At 51.5% G+C, this 19,347-nt stretch carries 21 protein-coding genes; 16 read left to right on the top strand and 5 right to left on the bottom strand.

Translation table 11 applies throughout. From position 1 onward, the window contains the following. Positions 1-165 precede the first annotated feature (165 nt). From ACJJJB_RS12465 to ACJJJB_RS12455, 3 genes are all read left to right on the top strand, one after another. Positions 166-756 (top strand): uracil-DNA glycosylase family protein, encoded by a 591-nt coding sequence (locus ACJJJB_RS12465; protein WP_040628784.1) that lies wholly within the window; start codon positions 166-168, stop codon positions 754-756. A 2-nt stretch (positions 757-758) separates the two neighbouring features. Next, positions 759-1,481: a uracil-DNA glycosylase gene (ung, locus tag ACJJJB_RS12460; RefSeq protein WP_353376557.1), complete on the top strand. Its 723-nt coding sequence runs from the start codon at positions 759-761 to the stop codon at positions 1,479-1,481. Positions 1,482-2,011: 530 nt separating this feature from the next. Further along, positions 2,012-2,821, top strand: coding sequence for a hypothetical protein (locus tag ACJJJB_RS12455; RefSeq protein WP_020413477.1), 810 nt, complete (start codon positions 2,012-2,014; stop codon positions 2,819-2,821). A gap of 203 nt (positions 2,822-3,024) precedes the next feature. On the opposite strand, the gene ACJJJB_RS12450 is transcribed toward ACJJJB_RS12455, so the two are convergent. From ACJJJB_RS12450 to ygfZ, 3 genes are all read right to left on the bottom strand, one after another. Beyond that, positions 3,025-3,624 carry a class I SAM-dependent DNA methyltransferase gene (locus tag ACJJJB_RS12450; protein WP_444946385.1) on the bottom strand — a complete coding sequence of 200 codons (600 nt, stop codon included), beginning with the start codon at positions 3,622-3,624 and terminating at the stop codon, positions 3,025-3,027. Positions 3,625-3,752: 128 nt separating this feature from the next. Next, positions 3,753-4,271, bottom strand: a complete 519-nt coding sequence (locus tag ACJJJB_RS12445) for an I78 family peptidase inhibitor (protein WP_444946386.1) — start codon at positions 4,269-4,271, stop codon at positions 3,753-3,755. A 171-nt stretch (positions 4,272-4,442) separates the two neighbouring features. Continuing rightward, a complete protein-coding gene (ygfZ, locus tag ACJJJB_RS12440) occupies positions 4,443-5,483 on the bottom strand; it encodes a CAF17-like 4Fe-4S cluster assembly/insertion protein YgfZ (protein WP_353376561.1) in 1,041 nt (346 codons plus the stop codon). Between the two features lie 114 nt (positions 5,484-5,597). On the opposite strand from ygfZ, the gene ACJJJB_RS12435 reads away from it, so the two are divergent. Together ACJJJB_RS12435 and ACJJJB_RS12430 are read left to right on the top strand one after the other, a co-directional pair. Beyond that, positions 5,598-5,843 (top strand): FAD assembly factor SdhE, encoded by a 246-nt coding sequence (locus tag ACJJJB_RS12435; RefSeq protein ID WP_020413473.1) that lies wholly within the window; start codon positions 5,598-5,600, stop codon positions 5,841-5,843. Further along, positions 5,818-6,270, top strand: coding sequence for a protein YgfX (locus ACJJJB_RS12430; protein WP_445365000.1), 453 nt, complete (start codon positions 5,818-5,820; stop codon positions 6,268-6,270). The genes ACJJJB_RS12435 and ACJJJB_RS12430 overlap by 26 nt, the downstream gene beginning before the upstream one ends. Before the next feature lie 37 nt (positions 6,271-6,307). Here ACJJJB_RS12430 and nadB read toward each other — a convergent pair whose 3' ends face one another. After that, the gene (gene nadB / locus ACJJJB_RS12425) at positions 6,308-7,924 is read right to left on the bottom strand and encodes an L-aspartate oxidase (RefSeq protein WP_020413471.1); all 1,617 of its coding nucleotides are present in this window, start codon (positions 7,922-7,924) and stop codon (positions 6,308-6,310) included. A gap of 169 nt (positions 7,925-8,093) precedes the next feature. Here nadB and rpoE point away from each other — a divergent pair, with 169 nt between their 5' ends. From rpoE to ycjG, 5 genes are all read left to right on the top strand, one after another. After that, on the top strand, positions 8,094-8,708 hold the full coding sequence (gene rpoE, locus ACJJJB_RS12420; protein ID WP_020413470.1) for an RNA polymerase sigma factor RpoE: 615 nt from the start codon (positions 8,094-8,096) through the stop codon (positions 8,706-8,708). 117 nt (positions 8,709-8,825) lie between these two features. Next, a complete protein-coding gene (locus ACJJJB_RS12415; protein ID WP_083922729.1) occupies positions 8,826-9,512 on the top strand; it encodes a sigma-E factor negative regulatory protein in 687 nt (228 codons plus the stop codon). A gap of 1 nt (position 9,513) precedes the next feature. Next, the gene (locus ACJJJB_RS12410; protein ID WP_020413468.1) at positions 9,514-10,707 is read left to right on the top strand and encodes a MucB/RseB family sigma factor regulatory protein; all 1,194 of its coding nucleotides are present in this window, start codon (positions 9,514-9,516) and stop codon (positions 10,705-10,707) included. Positions 10,708-10,736: 29 nt separating this feature from the next. After that, positions 10,737-11,165, top strand: a complete 429-nt coding sequence (locus tag ACJJJB_RS12405; protein ID WP_020413467.1) for a SoxR reducing system RseC family protein — start codon at positions 10,737-10,739, stop codon at positions 11,163-11,165. A 40-nt stretch (positions 11,166-11,205) separates the two neighbouring features. Next, positions 11,206-12,153 carry an L-Ala-D/L-Glu epimerase gene (ycjG, locus tag ACJJJB_RS12400; protein ID WP_020413466.1) on the top strand — a complete coding sequence of 316 codons (948 nt, stop codon included), beginning with the start codon at positions 11,206-11,208 and terminating at the stop codon, positions 12,151-12,153. Here the strand turns inward: ycjG and mpaA are convergent. After that, positions 12,141-12,845, bottom strand: a complete 705-nt coding sequence (mpaA, locus tag ACJJJB_RS12395) for a murein tripeptide amidase MpaA (RefSeq protein WP_020413465.1) — start codon at positions 12,843-12,845, stop codon at positions 12,141-12,143. The two genes, ycjG and mpaA, sit on opposite strands and share 13 nt — an antisense overlap. 175 nt (positions 12,846-13,020) lie before the next feature. Here mpaA and ACJJJB_RS12390 point away from each other — a divergent pair, with 175 nt between their 5' ends. From ACJJJB_RS12390 to era, 6 genes are all read left to right on the top strand, one after another. Beyond that, complete coding sequence (locus ACJJJB_RS12390; protein ID WP_020413464.1) at positions 13,021-14,418, top strand: DegQ family serine endoprotease; 1,398 nt, start codon at positions 13,021-13,023, stop codon at positions 14,416-14,418. Between the two features lie 133 nt (positions 14,419-14,551). Next, positions 14,552-16,357 (top strand): translation elongation factor 4, encoded by a 1,806-nt coding sequence (gene lepA, locus ACJJJB_RS12385; RefSeq protein WP_020413463.1) that lies wholly within the window; start codon positions 14,552-14,554, stop codon positions 16,355-16,357. A 43-nt stretch (positions 16,358-16,400) separates the two neighbouring features. Next, positions 16,401-17,168 carry a signal peptidase I gene (lepB, locus tag ACJJJB_RS12380; RefSeq protein ID WP_020413462.1) on the top strand — a complete coding sequence of 256 codons (768 nt, stop codon included), beginning with the start codon at positions 16,401-16,403 and terminating at the stop codon, positions 17,166-17,168. A 48-nt stretch (positions 17,169-17,216) separates the two neighbouring features. Next, complete coding sequence (locus ACJJJB_RS12375; protein WP_282952884.1) at positions 17,217-17,657, top strand: DUF4845 domain-containing protein; 441 nt, start codon at positions 17,217-17,219, stop codon at positions 17,655-17,657. Then, positions 17,650-18,330, top strand: a complete 681-nt coding sequence (gene rnc, locus ACJJJB_RS12370) for a ribonuclease III (RefSeq protein ID WP_020413460.1) — start codon at positions 17,650-17,652, stop codon at positions 18,328-18,330. Before ACJJJB_RS12375 ends, rnc begins: the two co-directional genes overlap by 8 nt. Positions 18,331-18,446: 116 nt before the next feature. Beyond that, on the top strand, positions 18,447-19,346 hold the full coding sequence (gene era, locus ACJJJB_RS12365) for a GTPase Era (RefSeq protein WP_026305091.1): 900 nt from the start codon (positions 18,447-18,449) through the stop codon (positions 19,344-19,346). Position 19,347: the final 1 nt, after the last annotated feature.

Here is a 19,347-nt window from a genome sequence, read left to right as displayed (position 1 = left end):
GGTGAGTTGCTTGGAGATCTATTCCAGCGACGATAGCCATAAGGTCGCTGTCTAAAACTAAAGTATATTTGTGATGTTTAACAGCCTTAATATCAGTTGGACTAGAGCTTCCAGAGTTCGTTTGGGACTGATGTTGCGTCTGGTTTTCCTGAGGGTTGAGAATTAGTGGCAAAGAAGAAATTATCCACATTGCTGGAAGAAATACGAGCTTGTCGCTTGTGTGAGGAGCATCTGCCACTGGGGCCCAATCCTGTTCTGCGTGCAGCAGAGTCGGCACGTTTGCTGATAGTTGGCCAGGCGCCGGGTACCAAAGTCCATGCTTCCAGTATCCCTTGGAATGACCCATCCGGCGACCGCCTTCGAGATTGGTTATCGATAGATAGGCAGGTGTTCTACGACGAATCCGAGATTGCCATCATTCCTATGGGTTTTTGCTACCCTGGTCGTGGCAAGGGAGGAGATTTACCTCCGCGTCCTGAATGCGCCACTACCTGGCATCAGCGCCTGCTGGAGCAGCTGCCAAACTTGCAACTTACTCTATTGGTGGGACAATACGCCCAGCGCCACTACTTGCCGCATTGGTATGGCAGTATTACTGAGAATGTGCGCCATTATCGCGATGCCTTGCCGGCCCGCTATTTCCCTTTACCGCACCCCAGTCCACGCAATACCTTATGGTTGCGTCGCAGACCTTGGTTTGAGGAAGAAGTGGTGCCGGAGCTGCGAAGACAAGTTAAGAAAATATTCAAGGTTTAATAATGCCGGTTCCGGACAATATCAAAATTCATCCTTCCTGGTACAGTGTGTTGGGCGAGGAGTTCAAGCAGCCTTATATGGCCCATTTACGTCAATTCCTGAGGGGAGAGAAAGAGGCCGGTAAGCGGATTTACCCTCCTGGTGGGCAGATTTTCAATGCTTTTAACTCCACCCCCTTTAATCAGGTGAAAGTAGTGATTCTTGGTCAGGATCCCTATCACGGACCTGGCCAGGCTCATGGCTTGTGTTTTTCTGTAATGCCGGGTGTCCGTATCCCGCCCTCTCTACAGAATATCTATAAAGAGTTGCATTCGGATCTGGGTATTGCTCCTGCCCATCACGGTTGCCTCCAGCCCTGGGCGGAGCAGGGTGTACTGCTGCTCAACGCTACCCTTACCGTAGAAGATAGTAAGGCCGGTGCTCACCAGGGCCGTGGTTGGGAGCAGTTTACTGATGCCGCCATTCATAAATTGGCGGAACAGCGAGAAGGTTTGGTATTTGTGCTGTGGGGTAGTTACGCGCAGAAGAAGGGAGGCTTTATTGATCGCAACAAGCATTTGGTGTTGCGCGCTCCACATCCATCTCCCCTATCGGCTCATCGCGGCTTCTTTGGCACCCGACCTTTTTCTCAAGTCAATCATTGGTTGCAACAGCGTGGTGAAAAGCCGATTGAATGGGCATTGCCAGAGGCTAATCGGTTGCAGAGGGTTGCTGTAGAGATTTAAGTGTCTGCTAATTTATATTGATTATGTTAGTTGGGGATCTTGTTTAGGGTTATTGGTTTATAGTTGGTTAGCCTTAATTTTTCATAAAATAAGCACTTTGGGGTGGTCGCTTGAATATAAGGGCTGCTCCTTTCTTTTGGTGCTTAAACTCTCAATTTAAGGTTTATTTACCGCTCTTTATCCTATAAAGATTATTTTTGCGTCTTAGCAGTTAAGCCTTAAAGCTATGTGGAGAGCGTGGTTTATGAATTCTTACTGAATTTATATTGTTTTGTGTTTTGGGGTCCGTCGCGCATTTAATTAGATTGATATTTTTTGTCTGTATTGTTCAATAATATGTGTCAATTCTGTTTGCGCCTTTTTGGGGTTGGGTTGCCGTCTGATTGATCGTGGTGACTGTTTGGTAGGGGGTATTTGTCTATAGCATTCTTATCCATTGAGAAGAAAAAAAGTGTTCTTGGCTTTATACTGGATTTTTAGTCTTAATATCATAAATTCTTGTGGCCAAATTACTTTGAGTGGTGGGTGCAGTGGAATATCTGTTCTTGGATACTGTTCTAGATTGGTTGTCTGCTCCATTTGTTGAGGCGGCCTTTACCACATTGTTTATTGGTACGGCAGCGTTTTGTAAAAAGAAGTTTGATGCGAAGTCTTACCGGGCCCTTTGGGATAGATTTTTGGGCGACTCTAAGGCTGATATCCATGTTGTTCTTCCGTTAATCAAGCAAAAAACTCTATATTCAGATATTACGAAGACGCAAAGTCTTATCCCGGATAATGTATTATTTATGCCTTATGACGAATCTCTCGCAATACAGCTTTTGAAAGATAGGATTAAGAAAGTATATCCTAAAAGGAAGGTGGTTTTTCACGATTCACATAATTTTGTCCATGATCAAAAAACATTTATATGTATAGGTGGTCCAGCTATCAATGTTGTAAGCCGTGATTTGTTGCTGACCAGGAAGATTGACTCAAAATTTAAAGTGGATTTTTTGGGACGCTTTGCGAATGATGAAACTGATGGGCGGGTATATATGTCAAACACTTTAGATGGTTCTATCACTGAGGATTATGGTTTTATTTTCATAACGGAGAACCCCTACCAGCGGGATAGCTGTGTGTGTTTAGTTTTTGGGATATGGTCTCATGGAACTTACTCTGCGATCCAGGCATTGTGTGGTAAGGGTACCCATCTACCTGAGCTTGCAAATAAGTTAAAGATAAATAAGTCACTTTTTGCTATTACAAAGTCCACTGTAAGGGGGATGGTAACGGGCTTTCCATCTGTAGAAAAGGTAAGGAAGATAGAGAGTGCGATTTCATCAAACCCTAATTAGATTTGCTGTTGTGGATATGTTTTTATTAAAAAAATAAATAGAACCTGCTAATTATGTGTTGGAGTGGTCTGTCGGATCAAGTTGAAGGGTAGGTTGTCTTTGGGTATTTTATTTTTAATGGCTGGTTCTTGGGTGCAGAGTGGGTGATATTCAGGGCGTGAAAAGATTATTGTGTAGTTACGAGTTTTGTGCAAAATTTATTTTCAGTTTTTTTGAATAATTAAATAAGCGTGTAGTTCTGGATGTTGATCGTATTCGAGGTGTCTGCACGTACAGTCTAAGCTGAGGGTTAATTTAAGAAACCCAACTATGCCCAGCGTTGAGTAATACATTTCTGGGCCCATGGTATTGTTTCTGTGCTCGCTGGGTTCATCTGTGCCGCCGAAGGAGAAAATTAACACTCCACCCCTGTTGAGTCTTTTGACTAGCCTTGTTAAGACATCCTTTTGGTTTTCAAGAGGAATATGCCAGATACTATCCCAGGCAGTAATAAAATCGTATTGCTCCTGACTTTCCCATAGACATATATCCTGATGATGGAAGGTGATATCCGGGTGGCGCTTTTTTGCTAAAGTGATCATTTTAGCAGAAATATCAATTCCTTCTGGCGCAAAGCCTTCAGTTTGAAGTAGCTCTATAAACCTCCCAGTACAGCCGCAACCAACATCAAGTGCCATACCTCTGTTCTTTACAAAAGCCAAGGCTCGTTTATGTTGTTCAATTCCGTTTGCCGCATTAAACACTTTACGCTCCCATAAATGGGTTATTTCATCGTAGGCTTTTCCGGTTTCTTGAGGATTCATATTTTTAAATTCTCAGGTGGGTAGTCTGAAGCTTGTTTGAATATTCTTTGGTTTGACTTGGTTGAAATTATTGTTTTTATGTGCTGAGTTATTCTGAACGTTTTAAGGGCGAGTTGTATTCCCCTTTTTCAACCCTTCCAAATATTAACAATATTTCCATTGTTATCCAGCTCTATATTTACACGTTCAGGGCGAAAATCTTCAGTCAGAGCTTCACCAGTTTTATAGATACGTGAATATTTTCCGATGATGCTAGATATAGGGAGTTTCTTTATTTCATGGTTTTTTATTTTCGCTTGGTAAGGTGAGAAATTACCGATTTCATTAGTTAGTCTAAATGTCGATGAGCCATCAAGTCCCAGTTTTTTTCTGTCAAAAGATAAGTTGACACCTTCCAGGGATAGCGCTTCACAGTGGTCAGGTTTAATGCGTGTGACTGTGACTTGATAGGGCGGCAGCCCTGTGGTCCCTTTATTAACGTCAATATTGAAATCTTCTTTCTTGGTGCACCCTCCAGATGCGACGTGTAAATCAAGTGTTTCGGGGCGTACAGTTATCCCCAATAGCACTTCTTCAGCTGATTCGGAAAGTGCTGTAGAAGATGTAAATAGGACTGCAATTAAAATTGCAACAGAAAAGGGTTTCATATTTTATCACCTTGTGATGTTTGTAGGGTTTCGTTATAGACATGAATTTAAAGGGTCGTAGAAGGATTGGTTGATCTTGTGTGAAATTTCTTGGTGGGAGGAGAGGGGCTGATTAGATTCATTGAAAAGGGCGGCCATAAACCGCCCTCGGAGTATTTACTTCGGCTTTAGCTAGGCTAGAGGATCGGCATCTGCATCATAGGGGAGCTCCTGAATTTCCAGGATGCGGCCGTCTTCCAAATGAAGCTTTTCACCGGATGCGACTTTGGCAATAGTAAGGACAGCGAGTAGCTCTATGCCGTCTTTACTGTGACACGCCTCTACCAGGTTGCCAATGCTTTGCTTGCCATCCCCGAAAACTTCCAGGCCGCTGATGGGGAGATCGCCTCCTGTACTTTTTGCGCGATATAAGCGGCGTTTTGCGGCGCCGCGAAATTGCATACGTGCAACCACTTCCTGGCCGGTGTAACAGCCTTTCTTAAAGCTGACGCCGCCAAGTAAGTGTAAATTAGTCATCTGAGGGATGAACATTTCTGAGGTGGCGGCATCAACTTGGGGAATGCCGGCCTCTATCTGTCCCTTTTGCCAAAGGTCATAGCCAGTCGCTTCACACTCTGGGGAGAGGTTTTGCCAGAGCTGCTGTGCTTTGGTGACTGGCACCAGTAGCGCAAGCTGGGCTTCATTAACCGCCTGGGCGATGCAGCGCTCGCCATCGAAATCAAAAGTGACTACTTCACCGGGGGAGGGAGGGGCGAAGCCAAGTAGCTGTGCTGTTTGCTGTGCGACGTTTTGACCTTGCAAGCCGAGCCAATGGCTGTCATCGCTGATATCTGTCAATTCTGCTTTAAAAAACACTGCGTACTTACTTAGGGCCTGTTGGGCAATCGGAGCGAGGTTGCGAGGAAGACGCAGAATAAATTCGCTCTGGGACAGCTTGAGGGCACTGAAAGCGCTGATCATACGGCCTTTAGGATTGCAGTGGGCGCCTAGGGTGCTGTGCTTGTCTGGTAGATTTACCAGATCGCAGGTGAGCTGGCCCTGTAAGAATTTCTGGCTGTCCGGGCCTTTGATCGAAACAGCGCCTTGGGGGCCAAGATCGATAAGGTGCAGTGCCTGCGGGTCATCCGTGCTGGTTAGAGGGAAGTGAGCTTTGCCGCCTTCCCAAATGGCGCCTTCGCTGCTGAGAAAATCCTGCCACTGTTGCTGGTCCATAGTGCTGCCACCTCCGGTTGTCTTGGTGGCAATATCTGGGGGTTGGAGCGCCCATTTTCAAGTTTGGCCAGGCTGCAGGTATACTGCATCCTTTAACTTGGTTGGAAAAGAAGTATGGATCGCAACCGCCTGTTTTGGGCCAGTCGCCGCGGAATGTTGGAGCTGGATCTGGTGCTGCTGCCATTTTTGGAAAATGTATATGAGACCCTGGAACCTGAAGATCAGCAGCGTTATATTCGGTTGTTGGACGAGCAGGATCAGGACCTGTTTGCCTGGTTCCTCCGCCGTGAAGACCCGGCCGACCCAGATCTCCAGCGAATAGTACAAATTATCCGTGACAACACCGGTTTGCGCGAGTAAAGGTTCCCCTCTCTATTTTGAGCGCAGCGCCCGCCTGAGTTGTGTCGTTGCGCCATCCTCTATCTTATTTTTTCTTCTTTCAATGGCTGTGCTTCAAGCTGCAATTCTATTGTGGCTCTGCGGGCTGCCCTCCTGGTTATTCTGGATCCTGCTGACTGTTATCTTGGTATTTGCCTATTGGGAGGTACGCAGTTTGGCGCAGATGGTGGGTATATTATCTACTCGAGAGCGTCGCTGGTTTTGGCGGGTGGTTGGTGATAATGAGCGCCAGTTCTATTTCCGTGGTGAGCTGGTCTTATGGGGCTGGTTAGTGGTTATTAATGGGAGAGACATACAGGGCAGGTCGTTGCGTTTGGTGTTGGCACGGGATGCAATAAGCCCTAACGACTGGCGCAGGCTGCAGGCGGCTCTGCGGTTCTCCCGTTAGGGGGATCGGTAGTCTGGGCCGCCTCTATTCTAAATTGCTAGATAAATTGTCGCTGATTGGCGAAGTTCTCAGGTACCAGAACGGTATCCATAGCCAGCTCCCTTAGGCCTGGGTAGTCTAGGGAATAGTGCAGGCCACGGCTTTCGCGGCGGTCCAGGGCTGAGCGAATAATTAGTTCTGAAACCAGTGCCAGGTTACGCAGTTCCACTAAGTCGTTGGTGATGCGGTAGTTGGCGTAAAACTCGCGAATCTCTCGCTGCAAGAGTTTTACCCTATGCTGGGCTCGTAGCAGGCGCTTGCGTGTGCGTACGATTCCTACGTAATCCCACATGAAGCGACGCAGTTCATCCCAGTTGTGCGAGATCACAACATCTTCATCTGAATCTGTTACCCGTGAAGCATCCCAGCCTGGTGCGCGGCGTGGTACCTGTACTGAATCGAGGTGCTCCTCAATATGCAGTGCGGCAGAGCGCGCATATACCAAGCACTCCAAAAGCGAGTTACTGGCTAGGCGGTTGGCGCCATGCAGGCCAGTAAATGTCGTTTCGCCAATGGCGTACAGCTGGTCCAGGTCTGTGCGGCCGTGATGGTCCACCATAATGCCGCCGCATGTGTAATGGGCGGCAGGAACCACTGGGATTGGTTCCCGGGTAATATCGATGCCGTACTTCAGACAGTTGCTGTATACCGTAGGGAAGTGTTCCCGCACAAAGTCGGGGTCTTTGTGGGAGATATCCAGGTACAAGCAATCTGCACCCAGGCGCTTCATCTCATGGTCAATTGCCCGGGCGACGATATCCCGAGGGGCCAGTTCGCCACGCCTGTCAAAGCTCTCCATAAAACGGCTGCCGTCAGGCAGCTGCAATTGTGCACCTTCGCCGCGTAGAGCTTCAGTTATAAGGAAGGCTTTGGCTTTTGGATGGTACAGGCAGGTGGGGTGGAACTGATTAAATTCCATATTGGCAACCCGGCAACCAGCGCGCCAAGCCATGGCAATACCATCGCCACTGGCTCCGTCGGGGTTGCTGGTATAGAGGTAAGCTTTGCTGGCACCTCCTGTGGCGAGCACCACAGCCTTGGCCTGAATAAGCTCGACCTCTTCAGTATTTTTATTCAGAACATAAGCGCCAGCACAGCGAAAACGCCCCTTCTCGGGATCAGGCTGGCGGATCAGGTCTATGGCGACGCGGTGTTCAAAACAGTCGATATTGGAGCTGTTAAGCACCTTTACCAGCAGAGTGCTGTGTACGGCTTTACCAGTGGCGTCAGCGCTGTGAATGATGCGGCGATGGCTGTGCCCCCCCTCTTTCGTAAGGTGGTAATCCTCCCCCTCGCGGGTAAAGTCTACGCCCTGGTTGATCAGCCAGCGAATAGCAGCGGTACTCTCCTCCACCGTGAAGCGTACAGACGATGGGTGGCAGAGTCCTGCACCCGCGTCTAATGTGTCTGCAATGTGCGACTCCACCGAATCCATCTCATCTAGCACTGCAGCGATGCCTCCTTGGGCGAACCAGGTGGAGCCGTCCTGCAGGCGCTGCTTGGAGAGCAGAGCTACGCGATACTTGGTTGAGAGGTGCAAGGCCAGGGTAAGGCCGGCGGCACCGCTGCCGATTACGAGAATGTCGTAGTTTGCCTGGGCATTCATAGATTTCATTTATCTTTTAGGGTCGCGTAGTATAGCGCCTCCTGATTATTCGTCGATTTGACGTGGAACTTATGTCCTATTGTCAGTGTCATCAACAAAGTAAAAGAAACGCCTGCGCCGGCAGCCCCTTAATAATGACAAGTGGCGCCCGCAGTGTGGCTGGATATGGGAGTTGGGGATGACAGCGCATCAGGCGTCAACGAGTGACCGTGAGCTGGTAGAGCGGGTTCAAAAGGGAGACAAACGCGCTTTTGATCTTTTAGTACTCAAATACCAACACAAAATTGTTGCCGTAGTCAGTAGGTTTATCAAGGACCACAGTGAGGTACAGGATGTAACTCAGGAGGCTTTTATAAAGGCCTATAGGGCACTTGCCAATTTCCGTGGCGACAGTGCTTTTTACACATGGATGTATCGAATCGCGATTAATACCGCTAAGAACCACTTGGTTTCCCGCAGTCGCCGTCCGCCGTCCTCAGATGTGGATCTTGAGGATGCCGAGTTCTACTCGGGTGCCGATCTTTTGCGGGATAACGAGACTCCTGAGAATCAGATGTTTCGCGACCAATTGGAGGGGGCTGTTCATCGCGCTATTCGCGCACTGCCAGAAGATCTGCGCTCAGCAGTTACGTTGAGGGAGCTTGAGGGATTGAGCTATGAGGAGATCGCCGAGGTAATGGGATGCCCGGTAGGCACAGTGCGCTCTAGGATATTTCGCGCACGGGAAGCGATTGACCGGACAGTCCAGGCCGTGATGGCCGGTGAGCCGGAAACACTGGGTGACAGAGGCTAATTTTGCGGAAAATTTTCCCTGCCGGGGAAACCAACCGCCGAGAGCCCGGTCATAACTGATACCAATTATGGTGCGTGTGGGCACCGAATAAATGATTGCACAAGAGGGTTAACCCCTATGTCCCACGGGAATCATCAGGAACGTCTCAACGAATCGCTCTCGGCGCTTATGGATGGCGAAGGCAGCGAATTGGAGTTGCAGCGGCTGCTTAAAGCCTCTGCTGTCTCTGAAGAGTTGGGTGAGCGCTGGTCACGCTACCAACTGGCCGCGAGCGTAATGCGTCGCGAGCATGTCGCCCCTGTAGATAGTGGCTTGGCTGCGAGCATCTCTGCAGCGATCGATCTCGAAGAGCCTCTGTCTCAGACTGGAAGTGCTTCTGTAGCCGCCAACGAACTGGTTAACAGTCGTTGGTGGCGTCCGCTTTCGCGCGGTGCAGTGGCAGCCACTGTGGCCTTCGCCGCAATCCTTGGGGTGCAACAGATTACCGATACCCAGCAGAACCTAGTGCAGGGTATAGATCAGGTCGCCGAAATCGAGCGCCCGGCGCAGCCGGTAGCCCAGTCGGCGCCACAACCTTCTGGTTTTTATGTTCCAGCCCCCTCGACTCGTTCAGTAAGTACGGCCACACCGCGCTTTGTACCTGAGCAGCGCGGGCAGGCAGTGATTCAGCAGGCACCTACGCCGGAGCTGATGCGCCATTTAAACCGTGTGATGATTCAACACTCCGAACAGGCCGCGCATGTTGGTAGTCAGGGTATGGTGCCCTTTGCCCGAGCGACCTACGGCGAACAGGTTGGAATGTAGTGTGACGAAAGTCGTTTACCGGGGGGGTCTTATCAATAGCGCAACCCTTAGTGCCAGCAGCCTGCTGTTGGCCTCCTTCCTGCTGGCCCCGCTGTCATTCGCACAGGAGGCTGCCGGTGGTGACCCCAATACCCCCAGTGCAGTAAACCTCGATATGGCCAGCTCTCAGGGTTCTCCTGTAGCGGAATCTGGTTTGGTCGCTGCAGGAGGGGAAGCCAGTTCAGCAACTACAGCTGCTGTAATTGACCCTTCTGCACCAGTGATGGCGGAAACGGCTGTTATTGAGCCTTCGGCAGCTGCCCCTGGGGCACTTGTTGGTTCCAATATGGCTAGTGCCCAGGCTGCCGGAAATGAGGTAGAGCAGTGGTTGAACAAGCTCGCCAAGGCTGTCAGCGAGCTGGAGTATAGCGGGCTGGTGACTTTCGAGCATGCCGGCATGTTGGAGACCCTACAGGTAGTGCATGCGGTGCGTGATGGTGAGCAAGTTGAGCGGGTTCGCTATTTGAGTGGCGAACCGCGTGAATTGATCAGTCACGGTAGTGGTGGTAACTGCGAATTCGGTGCGTCCCCCAGCGCGAGGACTACTTTATGGAATGCGGTGGGGCAGCAACAAGTTCAGCGCGCTTATCAGTTTATCTTGCGTGGTGAAGAGCGTATTGCCGACCGGGATGCGGTAGTGATTGAGGCCAGGCCCCGCGACCGCTATCGACTGGGGCTGGTGGTAAGTCTTGACCGTGAGACAGGCTTGCCCTTGAAAACAATGCTGGTGAGTACCCAGGGGCGCGTCTTGGAGCGCTATCAATTTGTACAGCTGGATTTGTCTCCAGTAGAGGACTCGGCCCTGCAGACGGTTTCAAACGCAGCACGACGTATCGACAATCGCAGCACTTGTGAGACTTCACAGAGCCGCTGGCAGGTGCGCTGGTTGCCCGATGGGTTCAAAGTGGTTTCGGTAAAGCCGCTATCAGATGGCGATATGATGGTCTTTAGCGATGGGCTCGGCGTGTTTACTGTGTTTGTACAGCGTCTTGGCCCTGAGCTGGAGAACTTTAAGGGGCGGGCGATCCGCGGTGCCACTGTCGCCTATATGGACCGGATGGAGGTGAAGGGAGTGGCCTATACCGTCACAGTTGTTGGAGAGATTCCCGATGCCACAGCACGTAGAGTGGCCAGCTCCATCATCGAAAAAGGCTGAATTGCTTGCTAGAAGAGCGGGGCCGAGTCGTGGCCATAGAATCTGATGCCGTCTGGGTGGAAACCATCCAGCGCAGTGCCTGTAATGGCTGTGAGGCTAAATCTGGCTGCGGAACTGGTTTGCTCGGAGACTTTTTCTCCTCTTCCACACGTGTGCGGGCGGCTTTAAATGGTTTCCCCGCCGACAAAATCTCTCTGAATGATACAGCGGTTATTGGAATCACCGAGAGTGCTCTGACCAGTAGTACACTACTGGTATACTTGTTGCCACTGCTTTCCCTGGTGCTGGTAGCGCTATTGGGAGATTACCTTTTCGCTGAAACTGGCGCCGTGATTGGCGCAGTTCTCGGCTTGATGGTGGGAGCTTTGGGGGTACGCTGGTACAGCCGCCACCAGTCTTCAAACCCTGCTTACACTCCTGTATTGCTGCGTATCGAGCCCGGCAGCGACCGCTCCTAACCTAAACTGATAGCTCCATAAACCCGATTGGAGACTCTCCATGCTGGCCCGCTGCTACGCTGAGCGCTGGCCCCTGCGCACAGCTTTCGTCATATCCCGGGGTGCCCGCACTGAGGCTGAAGTGGTCGTGGTGGAGGTGAAGTGGGGCGGCATTGTCGGAATTGGTGAGTGCACCCCCTACGCTCGCTATGGAGAGAGCCCAGACTCAGTGATGCACCAACTTGAACCGCTGTTATCTGAGTTAGCTGCGGGCCTGGACAAGGCGCAATTACAGTCACGCCTGCAGGCAGGCGCTGCGCGTAACGCTCTGGATTGTGCATTAGTGGACTGGGAGAGAAAGTACAAAGGGGATGGCTTCGCTGGTCCCGATTCATTGCCTACCGTACAAACCCTGGTTATCGAGAGCCCAGAGGCGATGGCTGATGCTGCCAGTGTCGCTGTTTCCCAGGGAGTAGAGGTGTTAAAGTTGAAATTGGATGACCAGCTCGTGAGCGAAAGGGTGGCCGCGGTGCGTGCCGCCGCTCCTGCCACTGAGCTGGTCATCGATGCCAACGAGGCCTGGCGTAGCGATGGCCTGATTGAGCGCTGCGAAAAGCTTGCTGAAATGGGGGTGGCCATGCTGGAGCAGCCACTGCCCGCGAGTGATGATGAATTCCTGGAGGCCTTCCCTCATCCACTGCCGATCTGCGCGGATGAAAGTTGTCATACCCGTGCTGACTTACCACGCCTGAAAGGCCGCTACGAGATGGTCAATATCAAACTCGATAAAGCTGGCGGAATCACTGAGGCGCGGGCACTGGCCGATCAGGCTGTTGCTGAGGGGTTTGGGTTGATGCTCGGCTGTATGCTCTGCACTTCTCGGGCTATCCGTGCGGCTTGGCCCCTGGGACCAAGGGCGCGCTATCTGGACTTGGACGGCCCCACTTGGCTTGCAAAGGATGCGGAACCCCCTTTACGCTTTGGTGCAGGTCGGGTTTACTGGTCGTAAGTGAGTAGTTCAATGAGTATCGCCAGATAGTCTTCGCTGGCAGCGTCAGCTGAAATCGGTGGAAATTCCACAGTGATGCAGGGCAGCTCCCGTTCGGCGCACCAGGTGCCAAAGGAGCCTGGAGTCTGATAGCCGATTTCCTTAATTAGTTGTAACCGCAGTCCTTTGGCCAGCCAGGCACCGAGTTCTGTTTCCTTAGGATCTTCGACGCAGCCAAGAGGCTCGTGGATAGAAACTGCCCAGGCGGGGTTAAGCTTGGCGATCAATTGACACAATGAAGCGGTTTCGCACTCTGAGGCGGGGCCATCGCCAGTGCTGAGCCTTACATCGCGGGCCTCGGCGGAACTGTTCCAGCGGTATACGTTGCCGCTCGCATCCCAGTTCTTTGTGGCAAAGTTACGGTTGAGGTCTACCCCGCAAGCGTTGCAACGGGTACCTAATTGGCAGCCATCGGGGTTGACCGCCAGTATGACATGATGTTTCAGCTGGCCCGATGCCAATGCGCGCAGAGCGCAGGAGAGGGCGACCACAGCGGCGACTTCATCGCCGTGAGTGCCGGCCATAACCAGTCCGTGGTTGTGACCGGATTGCGCGGGAAAATAAAAAAGTGGAGCGCCCAGTGCGCTGTATCCATACACCTCCCTGGGGAGGTGAAATTGGCCGCGCTCAGGGCGCGGGCGCAGTTTAGACATCGCTGGCCCTTTACACAGATTTACACACGGCGGCAGAACTTTCGTAGCTGCATCGCCACTAAATCGTTACAAAATGTCCCCCAAGGGGCCGGAGCCGGTGTAGAAGGCATGCCCTGGAAGGGACTCAAAATCCAATGGTTTCATATTAGAAGGGATCACTAGGGGTAACAAACCTATGGTTAAACGCTGTACACAATATTTCTTGGTGCTCTGTCTCCTCATTTCAGGCGCTGCCAGTGCCCGAGGGCTACCTGAACTTACTGAGCTTATTGAGGATAACTCTCCCGCGGTGGTGAAAATCAATACCGTGGACCGCAACCGTGTGGCGCGAGGGAATAGCTCCCCCCAATACCAGCAGGAAATTCCAGACATTTTCCGCCACTTACTTGAGCCGCGAAGGCGTCAGCAGCGCCCGGTTGCCAGTATGGGGTCTGGTTTTATTATTTCGGACGACGGTTATATCGTGACGAATAACCATGTGGTTGACGGTGCCGATAAGGTGACGGTCACTCTGACTGATCGCCGTGAATATGAGGCAGAGGTGATTGGTACTGATGTTCGCTCCGATCTCGCTTTACTCAAGATTGAGGCGGATGACCTGTCTGCTGTGCGTTGGGGTGACTCCGAAGAGCTGAAGGTGGGTGAATGGGTGGTCGCTATCGGCTCGCCGTTTGGCCTCGATTATTCCGCTAGTGCCGGTATCGTGAGCGCTATGGGGCGCAGTATCCCTAATGAAAGCCGTGAGAATTACGTGCCATTTATCCAGACGGATGTGGCCATTAACCCCGGCAACTCAGGCGGTCCACTGTTTAACCTCAATGGCGAGGTTGTGGGTATTAACTCGCAGATTTATACACGTAGCGGCGGTTCTATTGGCCTTTCCTTCGCGATTCCAGCAAGCTTGGCCCAAGATGTGGTGGCGCAGCTAAAAGAGAAAGGGCGTGTCGATCGCGGATGGTTGGGTGTAGGTATACGCAATGTAGATCGTGATATGGCCGAGGCTCTGGGGCTTGGCAAGCCGTCTGGGGCGCTAGTGGAGCAGGTGAGTCCTGGCACGCCGGCAGCGGAAGCGGGTATTAAAGCCGGTGATGTAATTACCAGCTTTGATGGCCGCAAAATCGGCGTACATGGCGATCTGCCCCATGTAGTCGGTCAAATTCGCCCGGGTACAGAGGTTCCTGTAGAGCTGATGCGTAAAGGCAAGTCTGAGAGACTGAGAGTGGTTGTTGGTGCTTTGCCCGGTTCTGACGGTGAACGAACCCAGGCTGCTAGCCACCCAGCTACCAGTATTGGTGGCCGTCTTGGGGTAGTAGTTGAAGAAATCCCAGATGGAATGAAGCAGCGCTGGAATGTTGAGACCGGTGTTCTCGTTAAACAGGTTATTCCTGGCAAGCCTGGAGCTAAGGCAGGACTGCGTAGTGGCGATATCATTGCCCAGCTCGGATTTGAGGAAGTAGGGGATATAAAAGACTACAAAACTGTGGTTAAGGAGCTTCCCGAGGACGAGCTACTGCCTATCCGATTCTTCCGTGCCGGCCAGTCAACTTTCCGCACTATCAAGATAGAAAGCTAAGGGTGAGAGGCGAATGGTGGCCCAATGGGTCACCTGCCTCTCACCTACATCCATGAGTTCTGTTAGACTTGCGCCACACAGTTGGCATGGTTGCCAGCTAATCAATTGATTTTTCAAGGGTTTTTATTCCGCAGTGGCCACAGATCTCTCTCATATCCGCAATTTCTCCATTATTGCCCATATCGACCACGGGAAATCTACCCTGGCTGACCGCTTTATTCAGGACTGTGGGGGACTCTCCGACCGGGAGATGGCCGAACAGGTTCTGGATAGTATGGAACTGGAGCGCGAGCGCGGAATTACCATTAAAGCGCAAAGCGTAACGCTTGATTACAAGGCGCGGGATGGCAAGACCTACCAGCTGAATTTTATTGATACGCCAGGACATGTGGACTTCTCCTATGAGGTTTCTCGCTCTCTGGCAGCCTGTGAGGGTGCGCTCCTGGTTGTGGATGCGGCCCAGGGGGTGGAAGCCCAGTCAGTTGCCAACTGCTACACCGCTATTGAGCAGGGGCTGGAGGTTATTCCAGTTCTCAATAAGATGGATTTGCCCCAGGCAGACCCGGAAAAGGTTGCTGAGGAGATTGAGGATATCATCGGCATTGATGCCGCCGATGCCACCCGGTGCAGTGCCAAGTCAGGCCTGGGTGTGGAAGATGTCCTGGAAGACTTGGTGCGACTGGTACCACCACCTGAGGGTGATGTAGATGCGCCTCTTCAAGCCTTGATTATTGATTCCTGGTTCGATAGCTACCTGGGAGTTGTATCCCTGGTTCGTGTAGTGCAGGGAACCCTGAAAACCAAAGACAAGATTGTTACCAAATCTATTGGCCGCGCTCATGTGGTGGACAGTATCGGCATCTTTACCCCTAAGCGCCACGAAACCGGTGTTTTGCGCGCTGGTGAGGTAGGTTTTGTGGTGGCCGGTATTAAGGATATTCATGGTGCGCCGGTGGGTGACACCCTGACTCATGCCAAGGGTGCCGATGAAATTGAAATGCTGCCGGGCTTCCAGAAAGTTAAGCCACAGGTCTATGCCGGCTTGTTCCCCGTAAGTTCAGACGACTATGAAGCCTTTCGGGATGCGCTGGAGAAGCTATCCCTAAACGATGCTTCTTTGTTCTATGAGCCCGAGACATCTGATGCCCTCGGATTTGGTTTCCGTTGTGGCTTCCTTGGCATGTTGCATATGGAGATTATCCAGGAACGATTGGAGCGCGAATACGACCTGGACCTGATCACCACTGCCCCGACGGTAGTCTATGAGGTTGAACAAACCGATGGCGAAGTGGTGATGGTGGACAACCCCTCGCGCCTACCTGATGTGGGTAATATCGAGGAGATGCGAGAGCCTATTGCCGAGGTGAATATCCTGGTACCGCAGGAGTATTTGGGCAACGTAATTACTCTCTGTGTGGAGAAGCGCGGAATCCAGAAAGATATGCAGTACGTTGGTTCACAGGTATCCCTGCGTTACGAGCTGCCAATGAGCGAAGTGGTGATGGACTTCTTCGACCGCCTCAAGTCTGTGAGCCGTGGTTTTGCCTCCCTTGATTACAGCTTTGTACGCTTCGAGGCAGCAAAACTGGTGCGTCTGGATATCCTGATTAACGGTGACCGGGTTGATGCCCTGGCCCTGATTGTTCACCGCGAAAATGCGCAGCAGAAGGGCCGCGCTATGGCGGAGAAGATGAAAGAGCTGATTCCTCGTCAGATGTTTGATGTGGCGATCCAGGCGGCGATTGGTGGACAGGTAGTTGCACGGACTACGGTGAAAGCCCTGCGTAAGAATGTGACCGCAAAATGTTATGGTGGTGATGTTACCCGTAAGAAAAAACTGCTGGAGAAGCAGAAAGCGGGTAAGCGCCGTATGAAACAGTTAGGCCGTGTGGAAGTGCCGCAAGAAGCCTTCCTGGCTGTATTGAAGGTGGACCAGTAGTGGGCGTGCCTGCTATTGAGATCAAGGATAATAGAGACTCGCAATGGATATTAATTTACCTCTGATTCTGCTCTGGTTGGTTTTAATCAGTGGCGGGATCTGGCTGGTGGACAGTCTGTTTTTCGCTCGTCGTCGCAAGAAAGAGGCTGGCGCTCAGCAGGAAGACCCAGTTGTTGTTGAATACGCTAAATCATTTTTCCCGATTCTGGCTATCGTATTTGTATTGCGCTCCTTTATTGTCGAGCCTTTCCAGATTCCGTCTGCTTCTATGGTCCCCACCTTGCAGATTGGCGACTTTATTCTGGTGAATAAGTATGAGTACGGTCTGCGCTTGCCTGTATCCCGGACGAAAGTGGTGGATATCGGTGAGCCTCAGCGCGGAGATGTGATGGTGTTTTTCCCACCACACATGAACGATACCTATTTCATCAAGCGAGTGATTGGCTTGCCCGGTGATAAGATCGAATTGAAAAATAACGTGCTCTATGTAAATGGAGAGCTGGCGCCACAGGAGTTAATTCAGGCGCTCCCACCGGTTAATCCTAAGGTTGAGATTATGTGGGAGAACCTTTACGGCCAGCGTCACCTAATGGCGAAAAATGTTAGCCCCGGAGAGTATGGAAACTTTAGCGGCACAGTGCCTGAAGGCCACTACTTTATGATGGGCGACAACCGCGATAACAGTCTCGACAGTCGCGCCTGGGGGTTTGTGCCTGAGCGCGATGTGGTAGGCAAGGCGTTTGCTATCTGGATGCATTGGGACAAACTGCTCAGTTTGCCCAGTTTTAAACGTGTAGGCTCTATCCAATAATGAGAACTGGCCGACAGTGCGTCGGCGATAAGGATTGAGGGCATAATTATGGGTAGTGCTATCCGGATTTCAATGGAGCGCCAGCGCGGTATGAGCTATTGGGGCTGGTTATTGGTTATTGCGGTGCTTGGCTTTGCTCTAACCTGCGTATCCAAAATGGCACCGGCTTATGTGGATGCGCGCTACGTTAACGAAGCGTTAAAAACCCTGGGTGAAAACCCGGAATTGGAAAATATGACAGCGGGCCAGATCAAAAAAGAGATGGGTCGCTACTTTCTGATCAACAATGTGCGAGGAGAGCCCACCAAGGCTCTGCAAGTCGTTCGCGGCGCTAAGAGTACTGTGGTCAGTATAAATTATGAATTGCGGCAGCCGTTGATTTACAACATCGATGTCGTGATGAAGTTTAACAAGCAGCTCGACACGGCCAAGCCGGAGCTTTGCTGTGATCCACTGGTAGATCTGGAGCAATTCCGTAAACGTGACTGATCTTTTACTGGAGCGCCTGTGTACGCGTCTCGGCTACAAGTTTGAACAAGGTGATCTGTTAGAGCTTGCGCTGACACACCGCTCCCACGGCAGCCGCAATAACGAGCGTCTGGAATTCCTTGGCGATTCTATTCTCGGTTTTACTATTGGGGCTGCGCTTTACGAACAGTTTCCCGAGGGCAGGGAAGGGCAGTTAAGCCGTTTGCGTGCGCAGTTGGTCAGCGGAGAAACCCTGGCAAAGCTAGCTCGTGAGCTGGATATTGGAGACTGCCTGCGCCTTGGCGAAGGTGAGATGAAAAGCGGCGGTTTTCGGCGCGCCTCAATTCTGGCTGATGCGGTGGAAGCCCTGATCGGTGCTATTTACCTGGATGCTGGTCTAGAGGCTGCGCGCACCAGGGTATTGGAGTGGTTTGCCCCGCGGCTGCAAGGCCTGTCCCTGGAAACTGTAAAGGATCCGAAGACTCGTCTGCAGGAGTGGTTGCAGGGGCGCAAGAAGCCACTGCCGGAGTATTCTGTGGTGGATGTCTCCGGCGCTGAACACGCCCAGCACTTTATCGTTGAATGTCGGGTCAGCGGTCTGGCACAACCAGCTCGAGGAGAGGCTAGCAGTCGTCGCGCCGCAGAAAAGATCGCTGCTGTAGAAGCTTACAGGCAGCTTACCGGCCAGGATTAACCTTACACTAGTTGAGAAGGCGTAACCCCGCCTGTCTCGAAATGACAGCCCCCTGCACTGGGGGTGAGCTGGTTCCGGACTTCCCGGGCGCCTCCAAACTTTTTCGGAGAACTTTTTTGAGCGAACAACCCTCTCGCTGCGGCTATGTCGCGATTGTAGGTCGTCCCAATGTGGGCAAATCCACACTTTTGAACCATTTGCTGGGACAAAAGCTGGCGATTACTTCACGTAAGCCACAGACCACCCGCCACAATATGCTTGGTATTAAAACCGAGGGCCCCAACCAGATTATTTTTGTGGATACGCCAGGCCTGCATTCGGATCAAGAGAAAGCGATTAACCGCTATATGAACCGGGCTGCATCCAGTGCTGCGCGGGATGTGGATGTGGTGGTTTTTGTCGTGGAGCGCACTCGATGGAGTGAGGGCGATCAGTTGGTGGCCGATAAGCTACGGGGTTTGAAATGCCCTCTGATTATTGCAGTTAACAAGGTAGATCAGTTGGAGGATAAGGGAGAACTTTTGCCACAACTGCAGACTTTGGCAGAGCAGCATCCCAAGGCAGAAATCGTACCTATTTCGGCGTTGCGCAATGTCAATCTAGAGGCTCTGGAGGAGGTGATTCTCAAGCACCTGCCAGAGGGACAGCACTTTTTCCCGGAAGATCAGGTGACCGATCGCAGTTCCCGCTTTCTTGCTGCGGAGATTGTGCGTGAAAAAATTATGCGTCAGCTGGGAGCTGAAGTTCCTTACCAGGTGACTGTTGAGGTTGAGGAGTTTAAACAGGAAGGCAAAATTCTGCATATCAGTGCCGCGATCCTGGTAGAGCGCTCTGGGCAAAAGCGAATCATTATTGGGAACAAAGGTGAGCGTATCAAGCAAATCGGCAGCCAGGCACGTGAGGATATGGAGCGGTTGTTTGACAGTAAAGTTATGCTGAATTTGTGGGTAAAGGTGAAGTCCGGTTGGTCTGATGATGAGAGAGCCCTGCGCAGTCTCGGCTATCGCGATGAGTAAC

The organism is Microbulbifer variabilis (genome assembly GCF_052468405.1).
Note: the sequence above shows the minus strand (reverse complement) of the source record. Positions and strands in the feature narration are given on the sequence as shown.

Bases quoted from the DNA above. Each gene is read 5' to 3' on its own strand.
- ygfZ (WP_353376561.1), bottom strand. From the start codon at position 5,483: ATGGACCAGCAACAGTGGCAGGATTTTCTCAGCAGCGAAGGCGCCATT.
- ycjG (WP_020413466.1), top strand. From the start codon at position 11,206: ATGCTGGCCCGCTGCTACGCTGAGCGCTGGCCCCTGCGCACAGCTTTC.
- ung (WP_353376557.1), top strand. From the start codon at position 759: ATGCCGGTTCCGGACAATATCAAAATTCATCCTTCCTGGTACAGTGTG.
- ACJJJB_RS12375 (WP_282952884.1), top strand. From the start codon at position 17,217: ATGGGTAGTGCTATCCGGATTTCAATGGAGCGCCAGCGCGGTATGAGC.
- rpoE (WP_020413470.1), top strand. From the start codon at position 8,094: ATGACAGCGCATCAGGCGTCAACGAGTGACCGTGAGCTGGTAGAGCGG.
- nadB (WP_020413471.1), bottom strand. From the start codon at position 7,924: ATGAAATCTATGAATGCCCAGGCAAACTACGACATTCTCGTAATCGGC.
- ACJJJB_RS12445 (WP_444946386.1), bottom strand. From the start codon at position 4,271: ATGAAACCCTTTTCTGTTGCAATTTTAATTGCAGTCCTATTTACATCT.
- ACJJJB_RS12390 (WP_020413464.1), top strand. From the start codon at position 13,021: ATGGTTAAACGCTGTACACAATATTTCTTGGTGCTCTGTCTCCTCATT.
- ACJJJB_RS12450 (WP_444946385.1), bottom strand. From the start codon at position 3,624: ATGAATCCTCAAGAAACCGGAAAAGCCTACGATGAAATAACCCATTTA.
- ACJJJB_RS12415 (WP_083922729.1), top strand. From the start codon at position 8,826: ATGTCCCACGGGAATCATCAGGAACGTCTCAACGAATCGCTCTCGGCG.
- mpaA (WP_020413465.1), bottom strand. From the start codon at position 12,845: ATGTCTAAACTGCGCCCGCGCCCTGAGCGCGGCCAATTTCACCTCCCC.
- ACJJJB_RS12435 (WP_020413473.1), top strand. From the start codon at position 5,598: ATGGATCGCAACCGCCTGTTTTGGGCCAGTCGCCGCGGAATGTTGGAG.
- lepB (WP_020413462.1), top strand. From the start codon at position 16,401: ATGGATATTAATTTACCTCTGATTCTGCTCTGGTTGGTTTTAATCAGT.